Source organism: Pseudomonas sp. R1-15 (assembly GCF_051132085.1).
In the GTDB taxonomy this organism is placed as follows: Bacteria; Pseudomonadota; Gammaproteobacteria; order Pseudomonadales; family Pseudomonadaceae; genus Aquipseudomonas.
The window spans coordinates 1,144,818-1,169,390 of sequence record NZ_CP071660.1 but is presented as its reverse complement, the minus strand read 5'-3'; the positions used below and the strand labels follow the sequence as shown (position 1 = coordinate 1,169,390).

18 protein-coding genes are annotated in these 24,573 nt (G+C 62.2%); 7 read left to right on the top strand and 11 right to left on the bottom strand.

The window, feature by feature from the left end:
- The first annotated feature begins 18 nt into the window (after positions 1–18).
- A complete protein-coding gene (nagE, locus tag J3P97_RS05015) occupies positions 19–1,728 on the top strand; it encodes an N-acetylglucosamine-specific PTS transporter subunit IIBC (RefSeq protein WP_434673608.1) in 1,710 nt (569 codons plus the stop codon).
- Between the two features lie 335 nt (positions 1,729–2,063).
- Here nagE and J3P97_RS05010 read toward each other — a convergent pair whose 3' ends face one another.
- Positions 2,064–2,375, bottom strand: a complete 312-nt coding sequence (locus J3P97_RS05010) for an NGG1p interacting factor NIF3 (protein WP_434673607.1) — start codon at positions 2,373–2,375, stop codon at positions 2,064–2,066.
- 4 nt (positions 2,376–2,379) lie between these two features.
- A complete protein-coding gene (purL, locus tag J3P97_RS05005; RefSeq protein WP_434673606.1) occupies positions 2,380–6,276 on the bottom strand; it encodes a phosphoribosylformylglycinamidine synthase in 3,897 nt (1,298 codons plus the stop codon).
- A 288-nt stretch (positions 6,277–6,564) separates the two neighbouring features.
- Between purL and mltF the strand changes: the two genes are divergently transcribed.
- Positions 6,565–8,025, top strand: coding sequence for a membrane-bound lytic murein transglycosylase MltF (gene mltF / locus J3P97_RS05000; protein WP_434602898.1), 1,461 nt, complete (start codon positions 6,565–6,567; stop codon positions 8,023–8,025).
- A 123-nt stretch (positions 8,026–8,148) separates the two neighbouring features.
- Here mltF and pdxJ read toward each other — a convergent pair whose 3' ends face one another.
- The 8 genes from pdxJ to lptF all read right to left on the bottom strand — a co-directional run bounded on the left by pdxJ (position 8,149) and on the right by lptF (position 16,674).
- Positions 8,149–8,892: a pyridoxine 5'-phosphate synthase gene (gene pdxJ / locus J3P97_RS04995; protein ID WP_434673605.1), complete on the bottom strand. Its 744-nt coding sequence runs from the start codon at positions 8,890–8,892 to the stop codon at positions 8,149–8,151.
- A gap of 50 nt (positions 8,893–8,942) precedes the next feature.
- A complete protein-coding gene (gene recO / locus J3P97_RS04990) occupies positions 8,943–9,632 on the bottom strand; it encodes a DNA repair protein RecO (RefSeq protein ID WP_434602896.1) in 690 nt (229 codons plus the stop codon).
- A gap of 201 nt (positions 9,633–9,833) precedes the next feature.
- Entirely contained in the window at positions 9,834–10,736 is a 903-nt protein-coding gene (era, locus tag J3P97_RS04985) for a GTPase Era (RefSeq protein ID WP_072345611.1), read from the bottom strand.
- Positions 10,729–11,418 carry a ribonuclease III gene (gene rnc, locus J3P97_RS04980; RefSeq protein WP_030139612.1) on the bottom strand — a complete coding sequence of 230 codons (690 nt, stop codon included), beginning with the start codon at positions 11,416–11,418 and terminating at the stop codon, positions 10,729–10,731. The genes era and rnc overlap by 8 nt, the downstream gene beginning before the upstream one ends.
- A gap of 184 nt (positions 11,419–11,602) precedes the next feature.
- Entirely contained in the window at positions 11,603–12,457 is an 855-nt protein-coding gene (gene lepB / locus J3P97_RS04975; protein WP_305496556.1) for a signal peptidase I, read from the bottom strand.
- A gap of 5 nt (positions 12,458–12,462) precedes the next feature.
- Positions 12,463–14,262 carry a translation elongation factor 4 gene (lepA, locus tag J3P97_RS04970; RefSeq protein WP_434673604.1) on the bottom strand — a complete coding sequence of 600 codons (1,800 nt, stop codon included), beginning with the start codon at positions 14,260–14,262 and terminating at the stop codon, positions 12,463–12,465.
- A 236-nt stretch (positions 14,263–14,498) separates the two neighbouring features.
- A complete protein-coding gene (lptG, locus tag J3P97_RS04965) occupies positions 14,499–15,560 on the bottom strand; it encodes an LPS export ABC transporter permease LptG (RefSeq protein WP_434673603.1) in 1,062 nt (353 codons plus the stop codon).
- On the bottom strand, positions 15,553–16,674 hold the full coding sequence (gene lptF / locus J3P97_RS04960; RefSeq protein ID WP_305496562.1) for an LPS export ABC transporter permease LptF: 1,122 nt from the start codon (positions 16,672–16,674) through the stop codon (positions 15,553–15,555). Before lptF ends, lptG begins: the two co-directional genes overlap by 8 nt.
- 316 nt (positions 16,675–16,990) lie before the next feature.
- Here lptF and J3P97_RS04955 point away from each other — a divergent pair, with 316 nt between their 5' ends.
- The 5 genes from J3P97_RS04955 (at position 16,991) to rlmF (ending at position 23,708) form a co-directional block, all read left to right on the top strand.
- Positions 16,991–18,481, top strand: a complete 1,491-nt coding sequence (locus tag J3P97_RS04955; RefSeq protein ID WP_305496564.1) for a leucyl aminopeptidase — start codon at positions 16,991–16,993, stop codon at positions 18,479–18,481.
- Between the two features lie 58 nt (positions 18,482–18,539).
- Entirely contained in the window at positions 18,540–18,968 is a 429-nt protein-coding gene (locus J3P97_RS04950) for a DNA polymerase III subunit chi (RefSeq protein WP_305496566.1), read from the top strand.
- A gap of 7 nt (positions 18,969–18,975) precedes the next feature.
- On the top strand, positions 18,976–19,341 hold the full coding sequence (locus tag J3P97_RS04945; protein ID WP_434673602.1) for a DNA polymerase III subunit chi: 366 nt from the start codon (positions 18,976–18,978) through the stop codon (positions 19,339–19,341).
- 231 nt (positions 19,342–19,572) lie between these two features.
- Positions 19,573–22,419 carry a valine--tRNA ligase gene (locus tag J3P97_RS04940; RefSeq protein ID WP_434653587.1) on the top strand — a complete coding sequence of 949 codons (2,847 nt, stop codon included), beginning with the start codon at positions 19,573–19,575 and terminating at the stop codon, positions 22,417–22,419.
- 269 nt (positions 22,420–22,688) lie between these two features.
- Positions 22,689–23,708 carry a 23S rRNA (adenine(1618)-N(6))-methyltransferase RlmF gene (gene rlmF, locus J3P97_RS04935; RefSeq protein WP_434673601.1) on the top strand — a complete coding sequence of 340 codons (1,020 nt, stop codon included), beginning with the start codon at positions 22,689–22,691 and terminating at the stop codon, positions 23,706–23,708.
- Positions 23,709–24,001: 293 nt separating this feature from the next.
- Here the strand turns inward: rlmF and J3P97_RS04930 are convergent, their stop codons facing one another.
- Positions 24,002–24,283, bottom strand: a complete 282-nt coding sequence (locus J3P97_RS04930) for an HU family DNA-binding protein (protein ID WP_030139622.1) — start codon at positions 24,281–24,283, stop codon at positions 24,002–24,004.
- Positions 24,284–24,573: the final 290 nt, after the last annotated feature.

Here is a 24,573-nt window from a genome sequence, read left to right as displayed (position 1 = left end):
ACAAAAAGGAGAGACGCCATGTACCAGCATTTCATCGAAGGGCTGCAACGCCTCGGCCGGGCGCTGATGCTGCCGATCGCGATCCTGCCGATTGCCGGCCTGCTGTTGCGCCTGGGTGACACGGACCTGTTGAATATCGCGATCATTCACGACGCCGGCCAGGCGATCTTCGCCAACCTGGCACTGATTTTCGCCATCGGCATTGCCGTGGGCTTCGCCCGGGACAACAACGGCACCGCCGGGCTGGCCGGGGCGATCGGCTACCTGGTCATGATCGCGACGCTGAAGGTACTCGACGCGACCATCAACATGGGCATGCTCGCCGGGATCATCAGTGGCCTGCTGGCCGGCGCGCTGTACAACCGTTTCAAGGACATCAAGCTGCCGGAATACCTGGCGTTCTTTGGTGGTCGGCGTTTCGTGCCGATTGTCACCGGTTTCAGTGCCGTGGGCCTGGGCGTCGTGTTCGGCCTGATCTGGCCGCCGATCCAGCATGGCATCAACGGCTTCGGCGAACTGCTGATGGCCAGCGGCAGCTTCGGCGCGTTCGTGTTCGGCGTGTTCAATCGGCTGCTGATCGTCACCGGCCTGCACCACATCCTCAACAACATGGCCTGGTTCATCTTCGGCAGCTTCACCGACCCGGCGACCGGCGCGGTGGTCACCGGTGACCTGACCCGCTATTTCGCCGGCGACCCCAAAGGCGGCCAGTTCATGACCGGCATGTTCCCGGTGATGCTCTTCGGCCTGCCCGCCGCATGCCTGGCGATGTACCGCAACGCCCTGCCCCAGCGGCGCAAGGTAATGGGCGGGATCCTGCTGTCGATGGCGCTGACCTCGTTCCTGACCGGCGTCACCGAGCCGATCGAATTCGCCTTCATGTTCCTTGCGCCACTGTTGTACCTGGTCCACGCGTTGCTCACCGGTCTGTCGATGGCGGTGACCAACCTGCTGGACATTCATCTGGGCTTCACCTTCTCGGGTGGTTTCATCGACATGGTGCTGGGCTGGGGCAAATCCACCAACGGCTGGCTGGTCGTCCCGGTGGGCCTGGCGTATGCGCTGATTTATTACCTGGTATTCGACTTCTGCATCCGCCGCTTCGACCTCAAGACCCCGGGGCGTGAAGAGGTGCCGGCGGGCGACAAACCGGTCATCGCCGAAAACCAGCGAGCCGCAGCCTACATCCAGGCGCTGGGCGGCGCCGACAACCTGATCACCGTCGGCGCCTGTACTACTCGCCTGCGCCTGGACATGGTGGACCGCAACAAGGCGTCCGACGCCCAGCTCAAGGCCCTCGGCGCCATGGCCGTGGTTCGCCCGGGCTATGGCGGTAGCTTGCAGGTGGTGGTCGGGCCGATGGCTGACAGCATCGCCGATGAAATCCGCCAGGCGTTGCCCTCCTCCGAACAGACGGCCCCTGTCGCTGTACTGGATAACGTTGAACCGTCACCACAGGCCGGCGCTGTCGAAGCACAGAAATGGCTGGATGCCTTGGGCGGCAATCACAACGTGGTGCAACTCGATTGCGTGGCGATGAGCCGGTTGCGGGTGCAATTGGCCGATGGCAAAGGATTGTCGGAAAGCCAGCTAAAAGCGCTTGGCTGCCAGGGGGTCAGCGCGCTGGAGGATGGCGTTTGGCATTTGTTGCTGGGAGAGAAAGCGCCGGGGGTGTGGCGGGCGTTGGAGGCGGTGATCGTGAGTCGTAAGGCGGATGTCAAAGCCTGATCTTTCATTGCCTGGAAGTACGCCATCGCGAGCAAGCTCGCTCCCACAGTGGATTTTTTTGATGTGCAGATATTTGTGATTCACACCCTACCCTGTGGGAGCGAGCTTGCTCGCGATGGGGCCGGCACAAGCAACATCAAACATCTGATACACACAATCCCCGTGGCGAGGGAGCTTGCTCCCGCTGGGTCGCGCAGCGGCCCCGGTTTTTTGCGACTGCTACGCAGCCGAGCGGGGGCAAGCTCCCTCGCCACGGGATTCGCGTACACCGAATCGCAGCCAACAAAAAACCCGCTGAATCAATCAGCGGGTTTTTCATTTCAGCGAGAGGAGGATCAGAAATCCTCCAAGCGCCACACTTCATACGCCGGTGTCTCGTAGGGGTGGCTCTGTTTCAACGCCTCCACCACAGGGCGAATCAACCCGTCGGCCACTACCAGCTCAACCTTCCACTCCTCGACCTGCTCGACCTGCCCCGCCTCGCCAATGAACGGCTGGCTGCCGTCCAACGGGCGAAACTGGCCCAGGCCCAGCACTTGCCAGGCGCAGTGGTCATAGTCGCCGATCCGTCCGCCACCGGCGGCGAATACAGCGCTTTTGACCACGTCCACATGGCTGGCCGGGACGAAGAAGCAGAGCTTGTACACCGCCTCAGTTCACCCAGACGCGCGCGTTGCGGAACATGCGCATCCATGGCGCGTCTTCGTTCCAGTCGTCCGAACGCCACGAGTTCTGCACGGCGCGGAACACTCGCTCCGGGTGCGGCATCATGATCGTGACGCGGCCGTCGCGGCTGGTCAGGCCGGTGATCCCGCGCGGCGAGCCGTTCGGGTTGGCCGGGTAGGTTTCGGTGACCTTGCCATGGTTGTCGACAAAACGCAGCGACACACAACCGGACAGATCGGCTTCAAGCAAGGCTTCTTCGCTTTCGAATTCCGCATGGCCTTCGCCGTGGGCGATGGCGATCGGCATGCGCGAACCGGCCATGCCCTGCAGGAAGATCGAGTTCGACTCCTGCACCTGGACCATCGCCACGCGCGCTTCGAACTGCTCGGAGCGGTTGCGCACGAAGTGCGGCCAGAACTCGCTGCCCGGAATCAGCTCGTGCAGGTTGGACATCATCTGGCAACCGTTGCACACCCCGAGGGTGAAGCTGTCGGTGCGCTCGAAGAAGCCCTGGAACGCGTCGCGGGCGCGGCTGTTGAACAGCGCCGACTTGGCCCAGCCTTCACCGGCACCCAGCACGTCGCCGTAGGAGAAGCCGCCGCAGGCGACCATGCCCTTGAAGTCGTTCAGGTCGACACGACCGGCGAGGATGTCGCTCATGTGCACGTCGATCGCGTTGAAGCCGGCGCGGTCGAACGCCGCGGCCATTTCAACCTGACCGTTGACGCCCTGCTCGCGCAGGACCGCCACTTGCGGGCGAATGCCTTTCTTGATGTAAGGCGCCGCCACGTTGTCGTTGACGTCGTAGCTGAGCTTGGCGCTCAGGCCCGGGTTGTCTTCTTCCAGGATCGCGTCGAATTCCTGCTCGGCGCAGTCGGCGTTGTCGCGCAGGCGCTGGATCTGGTAGCTGGTTTCGGCCCACTGGCGCTGCAACAGGCGACGCTGGCCTTCAAAGACGGTGTCGCCATTGAAGGTGATATTGATGTGGGCATTGTTGATCGGCTGGCCGATCACCGAGACGCACTCGGCCAGGCCGGCGGCGCTGAACTGAGCGAGGATGTCCGGGGTGGCGTCCTGGCGAACCTGGATCACCGCACCGAGCTCTTCGTTGAACAGGATGGCCGGGATTTCGCTGGCCGATTCGGCCACGCTGTCCAGGGTCAGGTTCAGGCCGCAGTGGCCGGCGAAGGCCATTTCCATCACGGTGGTCAGCAAGCCGCCATCGGAACGGTCGTGGTAGGCCAGCAGGTGTCCGTCGGCGTTGAGGCCCTGGATCACGGCGAAGAATGCCTTCAGGTCTTCGGCATCGTCGACGTCCGGCGCTTGCGAGCCGAGCTTGCCATGCACCTGGGCCAGGATCGAGGCGCCCATGCGGTTCTGGCCACGGCCCAGGTCGATCAGGATCAGGTCGGTGGTGCCCTTGTCCATGCGCAGTTGCGGGGTCAGGGTCTGACGGATGTCGGTGACCGGGGCAAACCCGGTCACGATCAGCGACAGCGGCGAGGTGACGCTCTTGTCCACGCCTTCATCATTCCAGCGCGTGGCCATGGACATGGAGTCCTTGCCCACCGGAATGGTGATGCCCAGCTCAGGGCACAGCTCCATGCCGACAGCCTTGACGGTGTCGTACAGGCGGGCGTCTTCACCCGGGTGACCGGCGGCGGACATCCAGTTGGCCGACAGCTTGATGTCGGAGATCTTGCCGATGCGCGAGGCCGCGATGTTGGTCAGGGTCTCGCCGATCGCCATGCGACCCGACGCCGGAGCGTCCAGCAGCGCCAGCGGGGTACGTTCGCCCATGGCCATGGCTTCGCCGGTGTAGACGTCGAAGCTGGTGGCAGTCACGGCCACGTCGGCCACCGGCACCTGCCATGGGCCGACCATCTGGTCGCGCGCCACGAGGCCGGTGATGCTGCGATCGCCAATGGTGATCAGGAAGCTCTTGCTCGCCACGGCCGGGTGATGCAGGACGCGCTCGATGGAGTCGGCGATGTCGAGGGTGGACGGATCGAAATCATCCCCCAGCTCGGCTTCGCGGACGGCCGAACGGTGCATGCGCGGGGCTTTGCCCAGCAGCACTTCCAGCGGCATGTCCACCGGGCTGTTGCCGAAATGACTGTCGGTGACGGTCAGTTGCGGCTCGGCGGTGGCTTCGCCGACGACCGCGAACGGGCAGCGCTCACGCTCGCAGATCGCCTTGAAGCGCTCGAAGTCGGCCGGGCCGACCGCCAGGACGTAACGTTCCTGGGATTCGTTGCTCCAGATTTCGTGCGGGGCCATGCCCGGCTCGTCGTTCGGAATGTTGCGCAATTCGAAGCGACCACCACGACCGCCGTCGTTGACCAGCTCCGGGAAGGCATTGGACAGGCCGCCCGCGCCGACGTCATGGATGAAGCTGATGGGGTTCTGCTCGCCCAGCTGCCAGCAACGGTCGATGACTTCCTGGCAGCGGCGTTCCATTTCCGGGTTTTCGCGCTGGACCGAGGCGAAGTCCAGGTCCGCCGAGCTGGTCCCGGTGGCCATGGAGGACGCCGCGCCGCCACCCAGGCCGATCAGCATGGCCGGGCCGCCGAGGACGATCAGCTTGGAGCCGACCAGGATCTCGCCCTTCTGTACGTGTTCGGCGCGGATGTTGCCCATGCCGCCGGCGAGCATGATCGGCTTGTGATAGCCACGAACCTCTTCACCGCGCGGGGTGTTGATGGACTGCTCGAAAGTACGGAAGTAACCGGTCAGGGCCGGACGGCCGAATTCGTTGTTGAATGCCGCCCCGCCGAGCGGGCCTTCGATCATGATGTCGAGGGCGTTGACGATGCGCTCAGGCTTGCCGTAAGGCTTTTCCCACGGCTGTTCAAAGCCCGGGATCTGCAGGTTCGACACGGTGAAGCCGGTCAGGCCGGCCTTGGGCTTGGCGCCACGGCCGGTAGCGCCTTCGTCGCGGATCTCGCCACCGGAACCGGTGGACGCGCCCGGGAACGGGGCGATGGCGGTCGGGTGGTTGTGGGTCTCGACCTTCATCAGGATGTGCACCGGCTCCTGGACCGCACCGTACTGGCGGGTCTCAGGGTTCGGGTAGAAGCGGCCGGCAACGTTGCCGACGATCACCGCCGCGTTGTCCTTGTAGGCCGACAGTACACCTTCGTTGTGCATCTGGTAGGTGTTCTTGATCATGCCGAACAGGCTTTTTTCCTGGCTCTGGCCGTCAATGTCCCAACTGGCGTTGAAGATCTTGTGGCGGCAGTGCTCGGAGTTGGCCTGGGCGAACATCATCAGTTCGATGTCGTGCGGGTTGCGCTGCAAGCCCTGGAAGGCGTCGACCAGGTAATCGATCTCGTCTTCGGCCAGGGCCAGGCCCAGCTCGGCGTTGGCTTTTTCCAGCGCGGCGCGGCCACCGCCCAGCACGTCGATAGCGGTCAGCGCCTTGGGTTCGGCGTGGCTGAACAGGCCGGCGGCCTGCTCCAGGTTGCCCAGAACGAGCTGGGTCATGCGGTCATGCAGGCCATCGGCAATCAGTTGGGCCTCGGCCTCGCTGAACTCACCGGCGACATAAAAAGCAATGCCGCGCTCCAGACGCTGGATTTTCGCCAGGCCGCAATTGCGCGCAATATCGCTGGCCTTGCTCGACCACGGCGAAATGGTGCCGAAACGCGGCAATACCAAAAACAGACGACCGGTCGGTTCCTGGACGGGAACGCTGGGACCGTACTTCAGAAGGCGCGCGAGCACCTGCTGTTCGTCGCCGGTCAAACCGCCGGTGACTTCGGCGAAGTGAGCGAATTCAGCATACAAGCCACTGACAGCCGGAACGCATCGGTTCAGTTGCTCAAGGAGTTTGCTGTGGCGAAAGGCAGAAAGGGCAGGAGCGCCGCGCAGGATCAACATCTTCGGGACAGCCTCGGGAAGGGGGTGTGCTTTGAGGCCGTGCATTCTAGCCTAAACCGCTGGCAACGGCACCCGAAACGCTACGTGCGATGCCAGCCGGACGTCGGTCATCCCGCGGACAGCTGCAGCCAGGCGTCATTGGGATAATTCAGCGGAGTTATTTTTTTCCGGCGCAACCGCCGCCGCACGCCGGCCCGCCTGCGTTGCGGACACGTTTTGCAACCTCTAGCAGACTGGCCTTTTGCTGTCGATATATGGCGGTCGAGGCCGTTTGCGTATACTGCGCAGATGTTTTCCCCAACGGCTTTGCGTCCGCGGTACGCCAGATGGCTGATCGCAACCGGACTCTTCCTGGTGCTCAGTGGTTGTGTTGAGAAACCCAACACACTGGAGCGCGTAAAGGAGGATGGCGTGCTGCGGGTGGTTACCCGGAACAGCCCCGCCACCTACTTCCAGGATCGCAATGGTGAAACCGGCTTCGAATACGAGCTGGTGAAGCGCTTCGCCGAGGATTTGGGGGTCGAGCTGAAGATCGAGACCGCTGACAACCTCGACGACCTGTTCAGCCAGGTCGGCAAGCCCAATGGCCCGGTGCTGGCCGCGGCGGGCCTGGTCAGCAGCGAACAGCGCAAGAAACAGGTACGGTTCTCCCACGCCTACCTGGAGGTTACCCCGCAGGTCATCTACCGCAACGGCCAGTCCCGCCCCACCGACGCGGCCGCCCTGGCGGGCAAGAAGATCATGGTGCTCAAGGGCAGCTCCCACGCGGAGCAGCTGGCGCAGTTGAAACAGCAGTATCCGGGAATCGAATACGAGGAATCCGACGCGGTTGAAGTCGTCGACCTGCTGCGCATGGTCGATGAAGGCCAGATCGACCTGACGCTGGTGGATTCCAACGAAGTGGCGATGAACCAGGTGTACTTCCCTAACGTGCGCGTGGCGTTCGACCTCGGCGATGCCCGCAACCAGAGCTGGGCGGTGGGCCCCGGCGAAGACAACAGCCTGCTCAACGAAATCAACGCCTACCTCGACAAGGTGCAGAAGAACGGCACGCTGCAACGCCTCAAGGACCGCTATTACGGGCACGTCGACGTCCTCGGCTACATGGGCGCGACCACCTTCGCCCAGCATCTGCAGCAACGCCTGCCCAAATACGAGCAACACTTCAAGACCTACGCCAAGAAGGAAAAGGTCGACTGGCGCCTGCTGGCTGCCATCGGCTACCAGGAATCGCTGTGGCAACCAACGGTCACCTCCAAGACCGGCGTGCGCGGCCTGATGATGCTGACCCAGAACACCGCCCAGGCCATGGGTGTGTCCAACCGCCTCGATCCGAAGCAGAGCATCATGGGCGGCGCCAAGTACCTGGCCTATATGAAGGAGCAACTGGACGAGAGCATCGAGGAGCCGGACCGCACCTGGTTCGCCCTCGCCGCCTACAACGTGGGCAGTGGTCACTTGGACGATGCGCGCAAGCTCGCCGCCAAGGAAGGACTGAACCCGAACAAGTGGCTCGACGTGAAGAAGATCCTGCCGCGCCTGTCCCAGAAACAGTGGTACAGCAAGACCCGCTACGGCTACGCCCGGGGCGGCGAACCGGTGCATTTCGTGGCGAACATCCGTCGCTACTACGACATTCTCACATGGGTGACGCAGCCACAGCTCGAAGGCGACCAGGTGGCCGAAGGCAACCTGCATGTACCGGGCGTGGACAAGAGCAAGCCTAACCAGGAATCTCCACAGCTCTGACAGCCGTATACAACCAAATGTGGGAGCGAGCCTGCTCGCGAAAGCAGTGCATCAGTCGACATGATTGTTAACTGACACTCCGCTTTCGCGAGCAGGCTCGCTCCCACAGGGTGTGGTGGTGGGTCAGGGTCGGGCAGCCGCCAGGATTAAAGCTTTCATCTCCGCCACAGCCGACTTGAACCCGACAAACAACGCATGGGCTACCAGCGCGTGGCCGATGTTCAGCTCGTTGATGCCCTTGATGGCCGCGACGGCTTCAACGTTGTGGTAATGCAGACCATGGCCGGCATTGACGATCAGCCCCTGGGCCAGGCCGAAGCTGACGCCGTCGGCGACCCGCTGCAGCTCATCGGCCACGTCCGTAGGTGTCTCGGCGTCGGCGTAACGGCCGGTGTGCAGCTCGATGGCCGGCGCACCGACTCGTTTGGAAGCTTCGATCTGCCGTTCATCGGCATCGATGAACAGCGAGACCTCGGCGCCGATCTTCGACAGGCGCTCCACCGCCAGGCTGATCCGCGACTCCTGCCCCGCTACATCCAGGCCGCCTTCGGTGGTCAATTCCTGGCGCGTCTCCGGAACCAGGCAGATGTGCGCCGGACGGATGCGTTCGGCGAACGCCATCATTTCCTCGGTCACGCCCATTTCAAAATTCATGCGAGTCTGCAGTACATCCTTGAGCAGCAGAACGTCGCGTTCCTGGATGTGCCGACGGTCTTCGCGCAAGTGCACGGTGATGCCATCGGCGCCCGCCTCTTCGGCGTCCAGCGCGGCCTTGACCGGGTCCGGGTAACGCGTACCACGGGCCTGGCGCAGAGTGGCGACATGGTCGATGTTCACGCCGAGAAGAATGCGATTGCTGGTGCTCACGAAAAGCGCTCCTGAATGGACAGAGATTCGGCCCACAGCATACGGGGAGATCAGGGCTTGCGAAACAACTCGCGACTGACCAGCGGCCGGCCGCCCAGATGAACCGCCAGGGCCTGGCGCATCAGACGCTTGGCCGCCGCCAGCGCGCCAGGCGCTGTCCAGTCGGCTTCGGCCATGGCCAGCAACTCGACGCCGTTGAACAGTCCCGGTTGCAGCAGGTAGACCCGCTCCAGGCCTGCATCCACTTGCAGGCGATACAGACCGTCGGCTGCAATAGGATCGCCGTGCAGGTCGGCGTCCAGGGCAAAACCGTAGCCCAGGTCATCCAGCAGGCGCCATTCGAAAGAGCGCAGCAATGGCTCCAAGGGTCGACCTTCGGCCAGGGCCAGCAACGTGGCGGTGTAATGGTCGAACACGGCGGGATGGGGATCTTCGGCGGGCAGCAGGCGGATCAGCAATTCGTTGAGGTACAGGCCACTGAACAGCGCCTCGCCATTGAGCCAGGAGGCGACGCCATTGCTTTCCATGCGCCCGACATTCTTCAACTCACCCCGGCCGCGAAACTCGACTTCCAGTGGCACGAACGGCCGCGCCAGCGTCCCGGCCTTGCCCCGAGCCCCCCGCAACACCGCCCGCAGCCGCCCTTGAGGCGTGAGGAAGTCCACCAGGGCGCTGCTTTCGCGATAGGCGCGGCTGTGGAGGACGTAGGCGGGTTGGGCGAGGGGTTGGTTGGGCGACATCGGGGGCCTGAGTATCAGCAAGACATCAATGGATGAACAGATCCTGTGGCGAGGGAGCTTGCTCCCGCTCGGCTGCGAAGCAGTCGTAAAATCAGGCAGCGGGGTATGTCTGGCGGAACGAAGTCGCAGGTTCTGGGGCTGCTTCGCAACCCAGCGGGAGCAAGCTCCCTCGCCACAAGAGCCCGCCCCCAGCCAATCAGGTTACAGGTCGCCGTAACCCAGCGAGCGCAGCGCCCGCTCGTCATCGGACCAGCCACCCTTCACCTTGACCCACAGGTTGAGCATGATCTTGGAGTCGAACAGCAGCTCCATGTCCTTGCGCGCCTCGGTGCCGATGCGCTTGATGCGCTCACCCTTGTCGCCAATGATGATTTTTTTCTGGCCGTCACGCTCGACGAGGATCAAGGCATGGATGTGCAGGGTCTTGCCCTGCTGCTTGAACTCTTCGATTTCCACCGTGATCTGGTACGGCAGCTCGGCACCCATCTGGCGCATGATTTTCTCGCGCACCAGTTCGGCGGCGAGGAAACGGCTGCTGCGGTCGGTGATCTGGTCTTCGGGGAAGAAGTGATCGTTTTCCGGCAGGTGCTCGGCGATTACCCGCTCCAGCGCGTCGAGGTTGTGACCGTGCTGGGCTGAAATCGGGATGATCTGGGCATTCGGCAACTGCTCCTGCAACCAGCTCAGGTGCGGCATCAGTTCGGCCTTGTCTTCGATGCGGTCGGTCTTGTTCAGCGCAACGATCAACGGACCGGTCACGTACTGGACACGCTCGAGGACCATCTGGTCTTCTTCGGTCCACTTGGTGCGGTCGACCACGAAGATGACCACGTCAACGTCCTTCAACGCCGCCGAGGCCGTCTTGTTCATGTAGCGGTTCAGGGCCTTCTCGCCCCCCTTGTGCATGCCGGGCGTGTCGACGTAGATCGCCTGGACGGCGCCTTCGGTCTTGATGCCGAGCATGTTGTGGCGAGTGGTCTGCGGCTTGCGCGACGTGATCGCCAGCTTCTGGCCGAGGATGTGGTTGAGCAACGTCGACTTGCCCACGTTCGGCCGGCCAACGATGGCGACATAGCCGCAGCGGGTGACGGTTGTATCAGTCATTGCCATTCTCCACGCCCAGGGCGATCAGTGCTGCAGCGGCCGCTACCTGTTCGGCAATACGACGGCTGACGCCCTGGCCTCGGCTTTTTTCATTCAATAGGACCACTTCGCATTCGACGAAGAAGGTTCGGCAATGCGGCTCACCCTGGATATCCACCACTTCGTAGCGCGGCAGTTCGCAGCTGCGCGACTGCAGGAATTCCTGCAAGCGCGTCTTGGGATCCTTGTTGGTGTCCACCAGCGTCAGGCTGTCGATCTCGGAAGTCAGCCAGGCCAGCACGCGCTCGCGGGCCATTTCCATGCCGGAATCCAGATAGATCGCGCCAATCAGCGCTTCCAGGGCATCGGCCAGGATCGATTCGCGACGAAAACCGCCACTTTTCAACTCGCCGGAGCCCAGGCGCAGGTAATCGCCCAGGTCAAAACCACGGGCCAGTACCGCCAGGGTCTCACCTTTTACCAACCGTGCACGCAAACGCGACAACTGGCCTTCCCGCGCCAGGGGGAAGCGTTCGAACAACGCCTCGCCGGCCACGAAGTTGAGGATGGCATCGCCGAGGAATTCCAGGCGTTCATTGTTGCGCCCGGCAAAACTGCGGTGAGTCAGGGCCAAAAGCATCAGCTCCTGATCCTTGAAAGTGTAGCCGAGCTGACGCTCGAGACGGCTTAGAGAAACGCTCACGGTTTACCCACGCTGAGTTCGTGGCTGGATTCCACCGCCACGGCGACTGAGCGCCGTTGGCTTGGGACAATTAACGCTGTGTTCAAAAATGACGTCCTGACTATCGTTGGCTTCATGCCTTCGGGCAGCCTTGTGCAGGCTCCAGAAATGCATTCGGCGCTGTGTTCAACAGCGCCGTGTGTGATTACTTGATCAGGCCAACCCGCGAGAAATTCGGCAGGTGACTGAGTTTGGGTTCCGGCCAGCTCATCCAGACCGCAAAGGCCTTGCCGACGATGTTGCGGTCGGGGACCATGCCCAGCATGTCCCTGGGAATGTTCGGATCATCCCAGTAGCGGCTGTCGTTGGAATTGTCGCGGTTGTCGCCCATCATGAAATAGTGCCCGGCCGGCACGGTCCACGAATGGTCCGGCGTGGCGCGGTAGCGGCTCATTTCCTTGCGGATCAGGTGTTCCGCCTCGCCGAGTTTTTCCTTGTAGAGCTCGGCGCTGCCCAGCGTGCCCGGCTCGGAGCCGATCAACTGCTCAGCCACCAGTTCGCCGTTGACGAACAGACGCTTGTCGGCGGTGTAGCGAATCCTGTCGCCCGGCAGGCCGACCACACGCTTGATGTAGTTGACGTTCGGGTCGCTCGGGAAGCGGAACACCATGACATCACCCCGTTGCGGGTCGCCGATCTCGATGACTTTCTTGTCGATCACCGGCAGCCGGATCCCGTAGGAAAACTTGTTCACCAGGATGAAGTCACCCACGTCCAGGGTCGGCTTCATCGAGCCGGACGGGATCTGGAACGGCTCCACCAGGAACGAGCGCAGCACCAGGACGATGAACAGCACCGGGAAGAACGACTTGCCGTATTCGACCAGCAGCGGTTCCTTGTTGAGTTTTTCGATGACCACGCCATCAGGCTGGCTGACGCTGCCCTGATATGAGGCAATGGCGGCCCGACGCCGAGGCGCCAGGAACAACAGATCAAGCAACGCCAACAGGCCGCAGACGAACACGGCGATCACCAGCAACAGCGGGAAATTTAGCGACATAGGACCTAACTATCCAACCTGAGCACCGCAAGGAAGGCTTCCTGTGGAATTTCCACGTTACCGACCTGCTTCATGCGTTTTTTACCGGCCTTCTGCTTTTCCAACAGCTTGCGCTTACGGCTGACGTCGCCGCCGTAGCATTTGGCCAATACGTTCTTTCTGAGTGCCTTGACGGTTGTGCGCGCCACAATCTGCCCGCCAATGGCGGCCTGGATTGCCACGTCGAACATCTGCCGCGGAATCAGCTCCTTCATCTTCTCGGTCAACGCACGACCTTTGTAATGCGCGTTGTCACGGTGCACGATCAATGCCAGGGCATCGACTTTTTCGCCGTTGATCAGCACATCCAGCTTCACCAGATTAGCCGATTGGTAACGATCGAAATGATAGTCCAGCGAAGCATAGCCGCGGCTGGTGGATTTCAGGCGGTCGAAGAAGTCCAGCACCACTTCGTTCATCGGCAAGTCGTAGGTCACCTGGACCTGCGTGCCGAGGAACAGCATGTCGTGTTGCACGCCGCGCTTCTCGATGCACAGGGTAATGACGTTGCCCAGGTGTTCCTGAGGCACAAGGATATTCGCCCGCACGATTGGCTCGCGCATGTCCTCGATGGCCGACAGGTCCGGCAGCTTGGACGGGTTGTCGACGTAGATGGTCTCGCCGTTCTTGAGCAGCAGCTCGAAGATTACCGTCGGCGCCGTGGTGATCAGGTCCAGGTCGTATTCGCGCTCCAGGCGCTCCTGGATGATTTCCATGTGCAGCATGCCGAGGAACCCGCAGCGGAAGCCGAAGCCCAGGGCGTCGGAGCTTTCCGGGGTGTACTGCAGGGACGAGTCGTTCAGGGTCAGCTTCTGCAGCGCTTCGCGGAAATCCTCGAAGTCGTCGGAGCTGACCGGGAACAGGCCCGCATAAACCTGCGGCTGGATGCGCTTGAAGCCCGGCAGCACGTCGACGTCGGGGGTCGAGCTCAAGGTCAGGGTGTCGCCGACCGGTGCACCATGGATGTCCTTGATACCGGCGATGATGAAGCCGACTTCGCCAGCCTTCAGGTCGACGGTGGCGGTGTGTTTCGGGTTGAACACACCGACGCTGTCCACCAGGTGGATCTTGCCGGTGGACTTGACCAGGATCTTGTCGCCCTTCTTCACGCGGCCATGGCGCACGCGAACCAGGGAGACCACGCCCAGGTAGTTGTCGAACCACGAGTCGATGATCAACGCTTGCAGCGGATCTTCGATATTGCCGGTCGGCGCCGGAATGGTAGTGACCAGGCGCTCGAGCACTTCATCCACGCCCAGGCCGGTCTTGGCGCTGCAAGTGACCGCGTCGGTGGCGTCGATGCCGATGATTTTCTCGATTTCTTCTTTCACGCGGTCCGGATCGGCCTGGGGCAGGTCGATCTTGTTCAGCACCGGCATGACTTCCAGGCCCTGCTCGATGGCCGTGTAGCAGTTGGCGACCGACTGGGCCTCGACGCCCTGGCCGGCATCGACAACCAGCAGCGCGCCTTCGCAGGCCGCCAGCGACCGGCTGACTTCATAGGTGAAGTCGACGTGGCCGGGGGTGTCGATGAAGTTGAGCTGGTAGGTGACGCCGTCGCGAGCCGTGTAATAGAGGGTAACGCTATGGGCCTTGATGGTGATCCCGCGCTCACGCTCGAGGTCCATGGAGTCCAGGACCTGGGCTTCCATTTCACGCTCGGCCAGACCGCCGCACATCTGGATGAAGCGATCAGCCAGCGTCGACTTGCCATGGTCAATGTGGGCGATGATGGAGAAATTGCGGATATGACTCAAATCACTCACGGATCAACACTCAAAAAGGCTGCAGGCAAGGCCCGCCGAAAAATAGCCGGGAATTGTACCTGATCCATTGTGCAAGCGTCACGTGTGGCGAGGGAGCTTGCTCCCGCTGGGCTGCGAAGCGGCCCCTCGATTATGCGCCACGGCGATGTGTCAGGCAGGCTGCAGGGGACTGCTGCGCAGTCCAGCGGGAGCAAGCTCCCTCGCCACAGAAGCTCCCCCCGCCACAAGAAAATGGATCAACCCGCCCGGCGCAGCAGCCAGAGCCCGGCCAGCGCGCAGACCGTGGCCGGCACCAGCACCGCGAGCAGCGGCGAGAAACCGAACACCAGGCTCGATGGCCCCAGCAGGTCCTGGGCGATACGGAAGGTGAAGCCCACCAGCACGCCGGTGAAGACCCGCTGGCCGAGGGTCACCGAGCGCAGCGGACCAAAGATGAAGGAAATCGCCATCAACACCAGGGCGGCAGTGACCAGCGGCTGCAACACTTTGACCCAAAATGCCAGCCAGTAGCGGCCATTGTTCAGGCCCTGGTCCGCCAGATAGTGGATGTAGCCCCACAAACCGGTGATCGAAAGCGACTCCGGCGCCATCACGACGGTGCTGAGCAACTGCGGGCTGATCTGCACGTCCCAACGTTCCTGCGGAGCGGCGACCACCTCGGTGCGCTTGTCATGGAACACGGTGGTGGTGACGTCGGTCAGTTGCCAGTGATCCTCGGCGAAATTGGCGCGTTTGGCGAAGCTCGACGACAGCAGGTGCCGCTCGTCGTCGAAGCGATACCGGGTCACGCCGTACAGCGTGCCGTTAGGCTGGACCGAGTTGATGTGGATGAACTCGTCACCCTGGCGGTGCCACAAGCCATGCTTGGCGCTTTGGGCATCACCGCCGCCCTGGGCCAGGGAGCGATTGGCCTGGGCGGTGTTCTCGGTGGCCGGCGCGACGTACTCGCCGACCAGCAGCCCGACCAGCATCAGCACCAGCATCGGTTTCATCACCGCCCACACGATGCGACCGATGGACACGCCGGCGGCGCGCATGATGGTCAGTTCGCTGTTGCTCGCCAGGCTCCCCAGGCCGATCAGGCAACCGATCAGCGCAGCCATCGGCAACATGTCGTAGAGGCGCCGTGGTGCCGTCAGCAACACGTAGCTCGCCACGTCCAGCAATGTATAGGTATCGCTGACATCGCCCATCTCGTCGATGAACGCGAACAGGGTCGCCAGGCCAAGAATGATCCCCAGCACCGCGAGGATCGCCATGAACACGCTGCTGCCGATATAGCGGTCGAGTTTAACCACGGGCCACCTCCAGCGCGCTGCGACGACTGGCCAGCTTCAAGCGCAACGGCTCCCAATAGAGCAAGCCCAGGCCAATGACCAGGAAGATCGAATGCACCCACCACAGGCCCAGGGCCGGCGGGATCTTGCCTTTCTCCAGGGCACTGCGGGCGGAAATCAGGATGGTCAGGTAGGCCATATACAAAAGAATCGCCGGCAGCAGCTTGAGGAAACGACCCTGGCGCGGATTGACCCGCGACAGCGGGACCGCCATGAGGGTCACGATGAACACCAGCAACGGCAGCGACAGGCGCCATTGCAATTCGGTGCGAGCGCGGATGTCGTCACTGCCCAGCAGGCTGGCGGTAGGCATGGCATCACGGTCGGTGACTTCATCGCTGACATCGGGCTTGGGCAGCAGCACACCGTAAGTGTCGTACTTGATCGCCCGATAATCGGCCTGCCCCGGGGTGCCATCGTAGCGATAGCCGTTTTCCAGGATCAGGTAGCGGTTGCCGTCGGGGTTGATTTCCTGGCGGCCCTTTTCAGCCACCAGCACGGAAATCCCGCGGTCCTTCTTGGTGTCCGATGAGATATTTTTCTGGGTGATGAAGACGCCGCCGAGGTTGACCCGGTCGTCCGACAATTGTTCGGTGTAGGTGACACGCGTCCCGTCACGCAGGGCCTGGAAGCGCCCCGGCACCAGGGTGTCGAATTCGGTCATGGCGTCCTGCTGGTTGATCAGCAGTTGGAACTGGTTGGCGCCCTGGGGCGACAGGCTCAGGCTCAGCCAGGCCACTACCAGCGCCACCAATGTGGCCGGGAACAGAGTGATGCGAAACAGACGCTGCTGGCTCATGCCGGTGGCCGACAGCACGGTCATTTCACTGTCGAGGTAGAGGCGACCGTAGGCCAGCAGGATCCCGAGGAACAATCCCAGCGGCAGGATCAGTTGCAGGAAGCCAGGCAGGCGGAACCCCATGATCAGGAACAGCGAGCCCGGATCGAGGGCGCCCGAAGCCGCCTGGGCAAGGTACTTGATGAAGCGCCCGCTCATGATGATGACCAGCAGCACGGCACTGACCGCGCTCAGGGTCAGCAGGACTTCGCGGGATAGATAACGGAAGACGATCAAACCAGACACTCCACGATTGTCAGGCTAGGCGGCCAAACAAGAAACGTATCGAGCCGACGCATACTGCGAGCAGCCGAAAAAAGAGCCGCATTATCCTGTGATTGGAGGCGCCTGTCACTGCGCATGCTTTAAGCAGACGCTCCCCAGCCAAAAAAGTTAACCGTTGCGAGGGTTGTCAGCTTCGGGCGCCGGGGTTCAAACTGCGGCCTTTGTCGCCGGCAAGCTCCGGCGCTTCTTTTATATAGAAGACAGCTGTTCAGCGCGCCACTGTCGTCGCGGCGCCTGGCCTCTTGACCATTGACTCAAGGATCCGGACATGGAACTGGTTGTAAAAAGCGTCAGCCCAGAAACGTTGAAGACCGCCACGCTGGTGGTTGCCGTTGGTGAGAACCGCCAGCTCGGCGTCGTCGCCACCCAGCTCGACGCCTTGAGCGGCGGCGCCATCAGCGCCGTACTCAAGCGCGGCGACCTGGCCGGCAAGGTCGGCCAGAGCCTGCTGCTGCACAGCCTCCCCAACCTCAAGGCCGAGCGCGTGTTGCTGGTGGGCGTTGGCAAGGACGCTGAACTGGGCGACCGTCCGTTTCGCAAGATCATTGCCGGCGTCTTGGGCACCCTGAAAAACCTGGGCGGTGGCGACGCCGTGCTGGCCTTGGACGAACTGGTTGTAAAAGGCCGCGACAGCTACGGCAAGAATCGCCTGCTGGCCGAGACCCTGGTGGATGGCGAATACCAGTTCGACCAGTTCAAGAGCCAGAAAGCCGAACCCCGTGCGCTGAAAAAAATCACCCTGCTGACCATCAAGGCCGCCCAGGCCGAAGTCCAGCGCGCCGTGACCCACGCCACCGCGATCGCCAACGGCATGGCCTTCACCCGCGACCTGGGCAACCTGCCGCCGAACATCTGCCACCCGACCTTCATGGGTGAACAGGCCAAGGCACTGGGCAAGGAATTCAAGGGTCTGAAGGTCGAGGTCTTCGACGAGAAAAAAATCAAGGACCTGGGCATGGGTTCGTTCTATGCCGTCGGCCAGGGCAGCGCCCAGCCGCCACGCCTGATCGTGATGCAATACAACGGTGGCAAGAAATCCGAGAAGCCGTACGCCCTGGTGGGCAAGGGCATCACTTTCGACACCGGCGGCATCAGCCTCAAGCCCGGCGCCGGCATGGATGAAATGAAATACGACATGGGCGGCGCCGCCAGCGTGTTCGGCACCCTGCGCGCCGTGCTCGAGCTGCAATTGCCGATCAACCTGGTCTGCATCCTCGCCTGCGCCGAGAACATGCCCAGCGGCACGGCTTCGCGCCCGGGCGACATCGTCACCACCATGAGCGGCCAGACCGTGGAAATCCTCAACACCGACGCCGAAGGCCGTCTGGTGCTGTGCGATGCCCTCACCTATTCCGAACGCTTCAAGCCGCAAGCGGTGATCGACATCGCCACGCTGACTGGCGCCTGCGTCGTCGCCCTGGGCGCCCATACCTCGGGCCTGCTGGGCAACAATGACGAGCTGATCGGCCAACTGCTCAGCGCCGGCCAGCAGGCCGACGATCGCGCCTGGCAGTTGCCGCTGTTCGATGAGTACCAGGAACAGTTGGACAGCCCGTTCGCCGACATCGCCAACATCGGCGGCCCGAAAGCCGGGACCATCACCGCAGCGTGCTTCCTGTCGCGCTTCACCAAGAACCTGAACTGGGCGCACCTGGACATCGCCGGCACGGCCTGGACCAGCGGCGGCAAGGACAAGGGCGCCACTGGCCGTCCGGTACCCCTGTTGACCCAGTACCTGCTGGACCGCGCCAAGGCCTGACACCGATGATCGCCGGTGCGTCGCCCTCGGGTGACGCCTCGGCGATTCAAGGAACGCAATGACCAAAGTCGACTTCTACATCCTGCCCAGCGCCGATCCCTCGGCGCGACTGGATTTCGCCTGCAAGCTCACCGAGAAAGCCTGGCGCATGGGCCATCGCATCTATCTGCATTGCAGCGATGCCGCTCAGCGCGAAGACCTGGATGCGCGACTGTGGGCGTTCAAGGGCGAGAGTTTCGTGCCCCACGGTCCGGCCGAAAGCGAACCCGAAGGACTGATCGTGCTCGGGCTGGGGGAAGACTGCGGTCAGCATCAGGACCTGCTGGTCAATCTCGACCTGAAAGTGCCGGCGTTTGCCCAGCGTTTCGCCCGCGTGGCGGAAGTCGTGGTTGAAGACCCGGCCATCCGGCAAGCCGCGCGGGAGAGTTTCCGTTTCTACCGCGAACAGGGCTATGCTCTGCAAGACCACCGTTTACAGCGACTCTGAGCCTACGATGGACACTCCAAAACCGCCGCAAAAACCTGCTCACCTGCTGGATGACCTCGAGTCGATCCGCCAACTGCTCGGTGACGACACCCTGCAGCCACCGCTGTTGACCGACACGGTGGAACACGAAGCCGTGCATGACGAGCAGATTCCGCTGCTGTTCGAACCGATCACCGGCCAGCCCGAACCCAAGCCAGCCCCCAAGGCCGAACCAAAAGGCCCCGACGCCCTGTTGCATCTGGACCAGGAATTGCGCGCCGCCGCCCAACTGATCCTGCAAGACGTGATCGACGATTTCGCCCCGCACATCGAAACCGAGATCAAGCGCCGGCTGGAAGCGCGGATGGAGCGGTTGTTGAGCCAGTACGAATAGATAACAGACCTACTGATCTTCCTCTGTGGGAGCGAGCTTGCTCGCGATGGGGCCGGCACATCCAATATAAGTGCAGGCTGAACCACCGCCATCGCGAGCAAGCTCGCTCCCACAGGGTTCACTGCCCCTATATATACCCGACGTGCCGCTCCCAGCCTGTGGCTTGCACTCGCCCCGCCCGCTATACTTCCCGGCTTTTCCTGAATAAATGCCAATAGGGTCCCGCCGCGCATGGATAAGACCTACCAGCCGCACGCCATTGAAACTTCCTGGTACAACACCTGGGAGTCCGAGAATTATTTCGCTCCGCAAGGCGCGGGCGATTCCTACACCATCATGATCCCGCCGCCGAACGTCACCGGCAGCCTGCACATGGGCCATGGCTTCAACAACGCGATCATGGACGCCCTGATCCGTTTCCGTCGCATGCAAGGCCGCAACACCTTGTGGCAGCCGGGCACCGACCACGCCGGTATCGCCACGCAAATGCTGGTGGAACGTCGCCTCGAAGCCCAGGGCCAGAATCGCCATGACCTGGGTCGGGAAAAATTCCTCGAGAAAGTCTGGGAATGGAAAGACGAATCCGGCGGCAACATCAGCCGTCAGATCCGTCGCCTCGGCTCGTCCGTGGACTGGAGCCGCGAGCGCTTCACCATGGACGACGGCCTGTCCGAAGCGGTCAAGGAAGCCTTCGTGCGCCTGCATGAAGACGGGCTGATCTATCGCGGCAAGCGCCTGGTCAACTGGGACACCAAGTTGCACACGGCCATTTCCGACCTCGAAGTGGAGAACCACGACGAGAAAGGTTTCCTGTGGAACCTGAAGTACCCGCTGGCCGACGGCGCCAAGACCGCCGAAGGCAAGGATTACCTGATCGTCGCCACCACGCGTCCGGAAACCATGCTGGGCGACTCCGCCGTAGCGGTGAACCCGAACGACGAGCGCTACCAGGCGCTGATCGGCCAGTTCGTCGAGCTGCCGCTGGTTGGCCGTCGCATCCCGATCATTGGCGACGACTATTGCGATCCTGAATTCGGCACCGGTTGCGTGAAAATCACCCCGGCCCACGATTTCAACGACTACGAAGTCGGCAAGCGCCACAACCTGCCGCTGTTGAACATCTTCGACAAGAACGCGAATGTCTTGCCGGCCGCCCAGGCATTCAACCTCGACGGCACCCTGAACGAAAGCGTCGACGGCCAGATCCCGGCCGAATACGCCGGCCTGGATCGCTTCGAAGCGCGCAAGCAGATCGTTGCCGCATTCGACGCCGCCGGCCTGCTGGTCAGCGTTGACGACCATGGGCTGAAAGTCCCGAAAGGCGATCGCTCTGGCACCATCATCGAGCCGTGGCTGACCGACCAGTGGTACGTGTCGACCAAGCCGCTGGCCGAGCCGGCGATTGCCGCCGTGGAAGACGGCCGCATCCAGTTCGTGCCCAAGCAATACGAAAACATGTACTTTTCTTGGATGCGCGACATCCAGGATTGGTGCATCAGCCGCCAGCTGTGGTGGGGCCACCGCATCCCGGCCTGGTACGACGAGTCGGGCAAGGTCTACGTCGGTCGCGATGAAGCCGAAGTCCGCGCCAAGCACAACCTTGGCCCGGACGTAGCGCTGGCGCAGGACAACGACGTTCTCGACACCTGGTTCAGTTCGGGCCTGTGGACGTTCTCGACCCTGGGCTGGCCGCAACAGACCGAGTTCCTGAAGAAATTCCACTCCACCGACGTGCTCGTCACCGGCTTCGACATCATTTTCTTCTGGGTCGCCCGGATGATCATGCTGACCATGCACTTGGTGAAAAACGAGGACGGCACGCCGCAAGTGCCGTTCAAGACTGTCTACGTCCATGGCCTGGTGCGCGACGGCCAGGGCCAGAAGATGTCCAAGTCCAAGGGCAACGTCCTCGACCCGCTGGACATCATCGACGGCATTGACCTGGAAACCCTGGTACAGAAACGCACCTCGGGCCTGATGCAGCCGAAACTGGCGAAGAAGATCGAGAAGGCCACCCGCGAAGAATTTGCCGAGGGCATCGCCAGCTACGGCACCGACGCTCTGCGGTTTACCTTCTGCTCGCTGGCATCCACCGGTCGCGACATCAAGTTCGACATGGGCCGCGTCGAAGGCTATCGCAACTTCTGCAACAAGATCTGGAACGCCGCGCGCTACGTGCTGGACAAGGGCGAAGACTGCGGCCAGAACGGCGAAGCCTACGAGCTGAGCCTGGCTGATCGCTGGATCATTTCGCAGTTGCAACGCACCGAAGCCGAAGTGACCCGCCAGCTCGACCAGTTCCGTTTCGACCTGGCCGCACAAGCGCTGTACGAGTTCATCTGGAACCAGTATTGCGACTGGTACCTGGAACTGTCCAAGCCGGTACTGTGGGACGAAAACGCACCGGTCGAGCGCCAGCGCGGCACCCGTCGCACCCTGGTTCGCGTACTGGAAGTGGCCCTGCGCCTGGCGCATCCGTTCATGCCGTTCATCACCGAGGAAATCTGGCAGCGCGTCGCACCGCTGGCCGGTGCCCAGGGCAAGACGATCATGCTGCAACCGTGGCCGGTGGCCAACGAAAGCCGCATCGATCCGGCAGCCGAAGACGACATCGAGTGGCTGAAAACCTTCATGCTCGGCCTGCGCAACATCCGCGCCGAAATGAACATCGGCCCAGGCAAACCGCTGACCCTGTTCCTGAAAAACGCCAACGCCGAAGACCTGCGCCGTCTCAACGAGAACGAAGCGCTGCTCAAGAAGCTGGCGAAACTCGAATCGGTGACGGTACTGGCTGCGGGCGAAGAAGCACCGCTGTCAGCCACCGCCCTGGTTGGCGAAATGGAAGTGCTGGTGCCAATGGCCGGCCTGATCGACAAGGCCGCCGAACTGGCGCGCCTGGACAAGGAGATCCTGCGTCTGAAGGGCGAAGTCCAGCGCGTCGGCGGCAAGCTGTCGAACGCCGGCTTCGTCGACAAGGCACCGGCCGAAGTCATCGAGAAGGAGCGGGCCAAACTGGCCGAGGCCGAACAGGCCCTGGGCAAGCTGGCCGAGCAGCACGCGCGGATTGCCAGCCTGTAACGGTGGTTCGTGATTGAAAAGGGAGGCCCTGGTGGCCTCCTTTTTTCTGCCTGTCCTTCCCCAAAGAAAGCACCTCCCCCTGTGGGAGCGAGCCTGCTCGCGATGACGGTGGCAAAACTCAACATCAATGCAAGCTGATCCACCGCTTTCGCGAGCAGGCTCGCTCCCACACAGGTTCCCCCGCTCATTTGAATAGCGCAGTCATCAAGACCGCGCCGAATGTGGGACAATGCCCGCCACTTTTTGAGCCAGCCCTGAATCGACCCGCCATGACCGCCCCTCGCCCTCCCCGCCCTCCCCGCCAGAAGCCCAAGCCCGTCGCCGAGGCCAAAGCGCCGCGGGAGAAGGCCAGCCTGCATCCGCGCAATCGCCATCAGGGCCACTATGACTTTCCGGCGCTGATCAAGAGCACACCGGAACTGGCGAAGTTCGTGATCATCAATCCCTACGGCAAGGAAAGCATCGACTTTGCCAGCCCCGAGGCAGTGCGAGTGTTCAACCGGGCGCTGCTCAAGTCCTTTTATGGCATCGCCTATTGGGACATTCCCGCTGACTACCTGTGCCCTCCCGTGCCGGGGCGCGCCGACTACGTGCATTTTCTCGCCGACCTGCTCGCCAGCCACAATGAAGGCGAAATTCCTCGCGGCGCGGCGGTCAAGGTGCTGGACGTTGGCACCGGCGCCAACTGCGTTTATCCGCTGATCGGCTACAGCGATTACCGCTGGCACTTCCTGGGCTCGGAAATCGACCCGACGGCAATCGCTTCGGCCAAGGCCATCGTCCAGTCCAACGGCCTGAACAAAGCCATCCAGCTGCGCCAGCAACCCAACCGCAAGCACATCCTGTCGGGGCTTCTGGAAAGTACCGAACGGTTCGACCTGACGATGTGCAACCCGCCGTTCCACGCCTCCCTGGAGGAAGCCACCAAGGGCAGCCAGCGAAAATGGCGGGCACTGGGCAAGGCGGATCCGAAGCGCAAGTTGCCGGTCTTGAATTTCGGCGGCCAGGCGGCGGAGCTGTGGTGCGAGGGTGGCGAGGCGCGCTTCGTCACGCAGTTGATCAGTGAGAGCGCCCAGATCGCCGGGCAAGTGCTGTGGTTCAGCACGCTGGTATCGAAGGCCTCGAACCTGCCGGCGATTCAAGCCGCGCTGAAGAAGGCCGGAGCGCTGCACAGCCAGGTCGTGGAAATGTCCCAGGGGCAGAAGCAGAGTCGGTTCGTGGCCTGGACCTTTCAGGACCAGGCGCAGCAACAAGCCTGGCGCCAGGCGCGCTGGGCTCGCAAGGACTGAACCTCCCTCAACACAGCCTGATGCGGTTCACTTAAGGTATCGACATTCCCGTGGCGAGGGAGCTTGCTCCCGCTGGGCTGCGTAGCGGCCCCAAAACCTGCCGAATACGCAGCATCAAACACACCGTACCCGCCGGAATACGACTGCTTCGCAGCCGAGCGGGAGCAAGCTCCCTCGCCACAGGTACGTCGTTTTTCTTGAGTGATCAGCATTACTCACCACTGTCCACTTTTTCAAGGCAACAAAAAACCGTGCCCGGATCGCTCCGCGGCACGGTTTTTCATAAAACGATCTTACTTGTTGACCGCGTCGGTCAGGCCTTTGGCCACAACCAGCTTGATCACTTTCTTGGCCGGGATTTCGATGGCTGCGCCAGTCGAAGGGTTGCGACCGGTACGGGCAGGACGCTCGGTGACTTTCAGCTTGCCAACACCTGGCAAGGTCAGTTCGCCGCCGTTTTCCAGCTGATCGGCAACCACTTGGCCCAGTTGGTCCAGCAGCGCACGCACGGTAGCTTTTGGTGCGTCTACAGATTCAGCCAAATCAGCGATCAGTTGGTCTTTAGTAAGAGCCATGTAGTGTTCCTTCCCTATCAAATTCATATGGATTGCAGAGTGCAGTGTCAGCCATCGAGCCGATCTATCTGATCAGCCGCCCTCGGTCATCACCACGACGGATCGGGGTAATAGATGCCGAAATCCGGGTTTGGTTCGACCTGACAAATGCTGAATGCACGCTTAACGCAGTGACTTCGCGTAAGACCGGGCAAAACTAGCACAACGCCTGTGAAATATCCGCCTCTACCTACCCATTTGGTCAGCTTTATTGCGCTAAATCGGTAAAAAAATGCTCGTCGGGTGTCAGA